This is a genomic window from Rhodococcus sp. O3 (assembly GCF_048897285.1).
In the GTDB taxonomy this organism is placed as follows: domain Bacteria; phylum Actinomycetota; class Actinomycetes; order Mycobacteriales; family Mycobacteriaceae; genus Rhodococcus.
Genome location: NZ_JBMBTE010000010.1, coordinates 76907 through 82972, shown reverse-complemented (window position 1 = coordinate 82972; position 6066 = coordinate 76907). Strand labels below are relative to the sequence as shown.

Annotated in this window: 6 protein-coding genes, 2 tRNA genes and 1 pseudogene; 3 read left to right on the top strand and 6 right to left on the bottom strand. The window is 67.5% G+C overall.

Annotated elements, in window-relative coordinates:
* The 5 genes and pseudogenes from ACN675_RS05620 to ACN675_RS05600 form a co-directional block, all read right to left on the bottom strand.
* Positions 1-207 (bottom strand): annotated as a pseudogene (locus ACN675_RS05620) (hypothetical protein); the annotation flags it as partial.
* 164 nt (positions 208-371) lie between these two features.
* A complete protein-coding gene (gene dusB, locus ACN675_RS05615) occupies positions 372-1514 on the bottom strand; it encodes a tRNA dihydrouridine synthase DusB (protein ID WP_420749919.1) in 1143 nt (380 codons plus the stop codon).
* A 136-nt stretch (positions 1515-1650) separates the two neighbouring features.
* Positions 1651-2604 carry an acyl-ACP desaturase gene (locus ACN675_RS05610; RefSeq protein ID WP_420749918.1) on the bottom strand — a complete coding sequence of 318 codons (954 nt, stop codon included), beginning with the start codon at positions 2602-2604 and terminating at the stop codon, positions 1651-1653.
* Positions 2605-2876: 272 nt separating this feature from the next.
* A complete protein-coding gene (locus tag ACN675_RS05605) occupies positions 2877-3482 on the bottom strand; it encodes a DUF937 domain-containing protein (protein ID WP_420749917.1) in 606 nt (201 codons plus the stop codon).
* A 128-nt stretch (positions 3483-3610) separates the two neighbouring features.
* A complete protein-coding gene (locus ACN675_RS05600) occupies positions 3611-4066 on the bottom strand; it encodes a hypothetical protein (RefSeq protein ID WP_420749916.1) in 456 nt (151 codons plus the stop codon).
* Between the two features lie 142 nt (positions 4067-4208).
* Here ACN675_RS05600 and ACN675_RS05595 point away from each other — a divergent pair, with 142 nt between their 5' ends.
* A complete protein-coding gene (locus tag ACN675_RS05595; RefSeq protein WP_420749915.1) occupies positions 4209-4829 on the top strand; it encodes a hypothetical protein in 621 nt (206 codons plus the stop codon).
* A 24-nt stretch (positions 4830-4853) separates the two neighbouring features.
* Here ACN675_RS05595 and ACN675_RS05590 read toward each other — a convergent pair.
* Positions 4854-4926: transfer RNA gene (locus ACN675_RS05590), tRNA-Lys, on the bottom strand.
* A 258-nt stretch (positions 4927-5184) separates the two neighbouring features.
* Here ACN675_RS05590 and ACN675_RS05585 point away from each other — a divergent pair.
* Positions 5185-5838: a TetR family transcriptional regulator gene (locus tag ACN675_RS05585; protein WP_420749914.1), complete on the top strand. Its 654-nt coding sequence runs from the start codon at positions 5185-5187 to the stop codon at positions 5836-5838.
* A gap of 110 nt (positions 5839-5948) precedes the next feature.
* Positions 5949-6021, top strand: a tRNA-Glu gene (locus tag ACN675_RS05580).
* Positions 6022-6066 lie beyond the last annotated feature (45 nt).

The window sequence follows — 6066 nt, the reverse complement described above, 5'->3', positions numbered from 1 at the left end:
CAGGTCGGCGACGGTGAGCTGCTCGGAATCGCCGGGCTGCGCGGCCCTGCGGTTGCGGCCTTCGGTCCGGCGCGACGGCGTCTCGGGAGCACTGTGCCGTCGGTGCGGCTGGTCGGGATCGTGCCGCTCCACACGGCCGGGGTGCGCGATCGGACGTTCCCAGGGAGCGCGAGAGTCGGGCAGGCCCGAGTCGTGCTCCTCACCCACCGATCCCTCGCCTCTCCGCGGATGTTCCGCTTCTCGTTGCATCCGCCGTGCCGGCGACCCCGTCATGATACTGACCGTCGAGTATTGCATCGAGGTGTCCGGCGGGATGTTCGCTGTTTCCCCCGGTTCCCGGCGCGATCAGCCGCCCGAATGTGACTGCGCGATCAGCCGCCCGAATGCATCATGTCGGCGCCGGCGGGCACGAGGGTGTCCTCCGGGTCGTCGAGCCAGCCGTCGGGCAGGGCCACCGCACTGGGCGAGCCCTGGCGGCCGCGGGGCCCCTCGGCGTCCTTCGGGAACGGAACGTCGGGATCGAGGCGGCCGAGCAGATCGTCGAGTTCGGCGAGGCTCGAGACACGCGCGAGCCCGTTGCGCAGATCGGATCCGGCGGGGAACCCGCGCATGTACCAGGCGATGTGCTTGCGGATCTCCCGCATGCCCTTGTCCTCACCGTGGTGATCGGCGAGCAGCCGGGCATGACGCCGCATGATCTGCGCGACCTCCCCGAGCGTCGGGGGAGTGGGGATCTCCCGGCCGTTCAGCGCGGCGGACAGTTCCGCGAACAACCACGGGCGGCCGAGGCAGCCGCGGCCGACGACCACGCCGTCGCATCCGGTCTGCTCCATCATCTTCGCGGCGTCGGTGGCGTCGAAGATGTCGCCGTTGCCGAGCACCGGCACGTCGGTGACGTGTTCCTTGAGGCGCGCGATCTCGTTCCAGTCGGCGGTGCCGGAGTACCGCTGTGCCGCGGTACGGGCGTGCAGGGCCACCGCCGCGGCGCCCTCGGCCGCGGCGATGCGCCCGGCGTCGAGGTGGGTGTGATGTTCGTCGTCGATCCCGATGCGGAACTTGACGGTCAAGGGGATGTCGGTGCCCTCGGTCGCCCGGACAGCGGCCGCGACGATCTGGCCGAACAGGCGGCGCTTGTAGGGCAGCGCGGAACCGCCGCCCTTGCGGGTCACCTTCGGGACGGGGCATCCGAAGTTCATGTCGATGTGGTCGGCGAGATTCTCGTCGACGATCATCTTCGCCGCGGCATACGTGATGTCCGGGTCGACCGTGTAGAGCTGTAGCGACCGCGGCGTTTCGGTGGGACCGAAGGTCGTCATGTGCATCGTCACGGGATGGCGTTCGACGAGCGCGCGGGCGGTCACCATCTCGCACACGTACAGGCCCGACGTGCTGCCGGCGCGTTCGAGCTCGAGTTCACGGCACAGGGTGCGGAACGCGACGTTGGTGACCCCGGCCATCGGGGCCAGCACGACCGGACTGTCGAGTTCGAGCGAGCCGATGCGAAGGCGGGACATGCAAACCTCGGAAAGAAACGATGTCGGAAGCAGGGGCGAGATTCCGCCCGAACTGAGCAACTGTGCCCGGCACCGAAATCGTTCGGTACCGGGCACAGGATATCCGGTGGACGCCACCGGCACGGAATCGCCGCGGTCAGACCGCGGCTTCGGCGCGTTCGCGGCGCGCGGCCTCACGGGCCAGCGAGCGGTCGCGCATCTCCTCGAACTTCACGGCCTGACGTTCCAGTTCTTCGAGGAAGGTGCCCAGTTCGTCGAGGGTCTCGGCGCCGTCGGCCCCGAAGTCGCGCTCGAAGATGTTCCACTTGCGCAGCACCGGCTGGACGACCTCGTCCAGGTGCTGGCGCAGGTCGTAGATGCCGTGCTTGGCCATGAGGACGCCGTTGCGGCGGAAGTTCGGCATTCCCGCACCGGGCATCTGGAAGTTCTTCAGGACCTGGGTGATCGCCTGCAGGGTCTGGACGGGCGCGACGTCGAGGGCGGCCTCGCAGATGTTGCGGTAGAAGATCATGTGCAGGTTCTCGTCCGCCGCGATGCGCTGGAGCATCTTGTCGGCGATCGGCTCGTCGCACGCCTTGCCGGTGTTGCGGTGCGAGACCCGGGTGGCGAGCTCCTGGAACGTCACGTACGCGACCGAGTGCAGCATTCCGGTGTCACCGGGCGAGTAGAAGCCGTTGGTCATGTGTTCCATGCGGGCGTTCTCGAGCGCGACCGGATCGACACCGCGGGTCACGACCAGGTAGTCGCGCATGACGATGCCGTGCCGGTTCTCCTCGGCGGTCCAGCGGCCGACCCACGTACCCCACGCGCCGTCGCGCGAGAAGTTCTCGGCGATCTCGCGGTGGTAGGACGGCAGGTTGTCCTCGGTCAGGAGGTTCGTGATCATCGCCGCCTTGGCGACTTCGCCGAGCCGCGACTGTTCGGGATCCCAGTCCTCGCCGCCCATGGCCGCAAAGTTGCGGCCCTCGTCCCACGGCACGTAGTCGTGCGGATGCCAATCCCGCGCCATGGAGAGGTGTCGGTTGACGTTTGCCTCTGCTACGGGCTCCAGCTCGCGCAGTAGCTCCAGCTGAGTCATGACTCGCGTCATTCCGAATTTCCCTCCGTGGTTGATTGACGCACTCCAGCCTACGGCACCGTAAGTTGCGTTCGGACAAACTGTAGGCACGATCGGTGGCGCGCGACTCGTCGTTTCCGATGAGTGCTGCAGATCACATCATGTCCGGTTGGACACGGTACAGGCTCCTGTGGGCGATCCCGATCGCGACGCACGGTGATGCACGGAACGCACGAAAGTCGAGCCGTGACACGGCTCGGGGCGGCGACATCGCGATGCCGCCGCCCCGAGTGGATGTGCTGTGGTCAGCGCTTGCCGCCGCCGAGCAGACCGCCCAGCAGGCCGCCGAGCCCGCCGCCGGCGTTGCCGCCCAGCACGCTGCCGAGAACGTCGCCGAGTGCGCCTGCGCCGCCGGATCCGCCCGCTGCGCTGCCGAGCAGGCCGCCCAGCAGATCGCCGAGGCCGCCCTGGCTCGGAGCCGATGCCGTCGCCGTGGTCGCGCCCTGTCCGCCGCCGGTGAGCTGCTTGGCGATGAACGACAGCACGATCGGCGCGAGGATCGGCAGGAGCTTGGCGACCAGTTCGTTGCCACCGGTGCCGTTGACGCCGCCGAGGGTGCTGATGACCTGGTCCTTGTTGTCGCCGAACACGTTGGCGACGATCTTGCTGCCGTCCTCGGTGTCCACGTCGGCCACGTTCACGCCGCCGTCGACGAGGTCGCTGGAGTGGTTGTCCAGGGCCGAGAGCAGCGAGGCGGCACCGGCCGGATCCTTCGCGTTGGCGTCGAGACCACCGACGAGGGTCGGCAGCGCGGCGCGCACGGCCGTCTCCGCAGTCTGCTGGTCCACGCCGAGCCGCTCCGCGATCTGAGCGACAGGAATCTGGGAGAGAAGGTCGTCGAGAGTTGCCATGAGAACCTGTCTGGGTAAGGGGCGCTCCAGGATGCGATTTGCCCGTTGTGGCGAAGCCTAACCAGTCGTTCCGCGTCAGCCGTGCAAATTCGGCGCGCGTCGTTCGTGTGCCGATTGTCCGTTCTCGGTCACACGCCGGACTGCGCTGTGGGCCTGCGCACGGAGAGCAGGCCGCAGAGCAGCGCGACCACCGTTCCGCTCAGGAGAAGGACGAATCCGTTCTGGTTCGTGAGTACGGTGCTGTGGTTGTCCCGGATGTACTCGCCGAACGACTGCTGCACCCGCACCGCCAGCACGACGACGACCGCGGTGCCGAGGATCGCGCCTGCCCAGGCGGCCGCGACCGAGTCGAACAGTGCCGCGACCAGCAGCAGGATCGCGGCTGCGGCCAACGGCAGTGCGAGGGACAGGTGCAACGGCAGATCGGGGCCGGCGAGCGCGCTCAGTTCGCCGCCCTCGAATCCGTCCCGCAGCGAGGCGAGTGGAATCTCGGTTGCCCGCACGCCTCCGACGACGGGAAGGAACGTCCCGATCCCCACTGCGATTGCGGACAGGAACAGACCAAGGTCGACGAAACTCCGCATGCCACTCCCATCGATCGTCGGATCGTTTCCGTGAGCGACCACACGGTATCCAAATTCGGCGCCGATTCCCGGATGAAAGGCGGGGCCGCGCCGTGATCCGTAGGGTGGAATACGCACGAAACGGGCAGAGGGAAGGTGCGACATGTCGGACGAGACGCTCGAATCCGGGGTCGCCCGGACCGGCGCGCCGAAGTGGGTGAAGAGGACCGCGTGGGTGTTGCTGGCGCTGGTGGCCCTGGTCGTCCTCTACTTCGTCCTCGCGGCGTTCGTGCCCCGCTGGTGGGCCCAGCGGATCGCGGGCCTCGCCGACGGTGGAATGGTGAGGGGAACGTTGTGGGGCCTGATGTTCGGCTTCCTGTGCACGTTCGTGCCGCTGGCGTTGTTGTCGTGGGTGTGGCGCGTGCGCGACTGGCGGTATCACCGTGGCCTGCAGATCGTGCTCGCGATCGTCGCGCTCCTGGTTGCCGTGCCGAATCTGATGACTCTCAGCATCGTCCTCGGAGGCGGCAACGCGGCCCACGCGGGTCAGCGCATCCTCGATGTGGACGGTCCCGGCTTCCGGGGTGCGTCTCTGATCGGTGCGATCCTCGGGACCCTGGTGTTCGTGATCGCCGCCGTCGTGAGCATGCGTCACCGCAAGCGCGACGAGGAACTGCGACGCGCACGTGGCGAACTGGAACTGCAGCGTGCGGAGAAGGAAGCGGCAGCCGAGCGGGAAGCACGGGAGCTGGAGCAGAGGAGAAAGTCCGACGCGGCGGACTGATCGGATCAGCCCGCCACGTCTCGGTGCCCCCAGTAGGGCTCGAACCTACGACCTGCGGATTAAAAGTCCGTAGCTCTACCAACTGAGCTATAGGGGCGTGGGCGCACAGTGTAACCACATAGTGCCGCGCGGGGGTATCCGGTAACCGAAACTGTGTCGGTGGCTCGGATGCTCACCCCCTGCGCCGCACCCGAGCCGTGAAAAATCGTACCACTGGGTGTGTTCTCGCAGCACAGCCGTGCGGGACCGTTTGCGCTGCTACGTGCGGGTGCGGCGGCAATATCCGGAGGACGTCTACAGTTGTCCGCGGGGGCAGACTATTGAGGGGGGCGGTCAGGTTCGGAGGCTTCACCCCATGGCACCACCTCAACAGGAACGCGCGAGGCGCACGCGGGCAGCGATCGTGGAATCCGCTGCGGCGGAGTTCTCCAAGCGCGGCTACGCGGCGGCGTCGATCAACACGATTCTCGAGCATTCGAACGCCACCAAGGGCGCCATGTACTTCCACTTCGACTCGAAGGAAGCGCTCGCCCGTGCCGTGCTCGAGGAAGGGCTCGTGCGATACCGGGCGCTCGTCGACCGGTGGGTGCAGGCCCCCGGGCTCGATCCGTTCGAGCGCCTGCACGGCATGGTCACCGAACTCGCGGACGCCCTGCAACGGGACGTCATCATCCGCGCCGAGTTCAAGCTCGTGATCGAGCCGGAGTTCGAATCCGAGGCACGGTTGCGGGGCGGCTCCGTGTGGGGGACGGCCGGGTATCGCCTCGCGGAGGAGGCGCAGCGCGAAGGGCTTTTCCGGCCGGGTGCCGACATCCGGCGCTTCATCGAGGTGATCGGTGCGGCGCTGGCGGGGCAGCGGTACATGACCGACCTGACGGCGTCCGATGTCGACGTGCGCGGACGGTTCGAGATGTGCCTGGAGGTTCCGCTCGAGGCGATGGCGTCGCAGGAATGGCTCGACCGGTGGCACCGGGAGGGTTGGCCGGACGCTGCGCAACCCCCGCAATAGAGCCTGTGACCTGCCGATTTGTGAATCGGGAAAGCGGTGTCCTAAGCTATCCAAGCTCCCAACGGAACACGAACGCCGTTGAGGGTGCGGGTCGGAGCAATCCGGTCTGGGCCCCCTTCGTCTAGCGGCCTAGGACGCCGCCCTTTCAAGGCGGTAGCGCGGGTTCGAATCCCGTAGGGGGTACTCTTCGGTGCAGACCGAAGAGCGCAGTACAAATGAAGAATGATC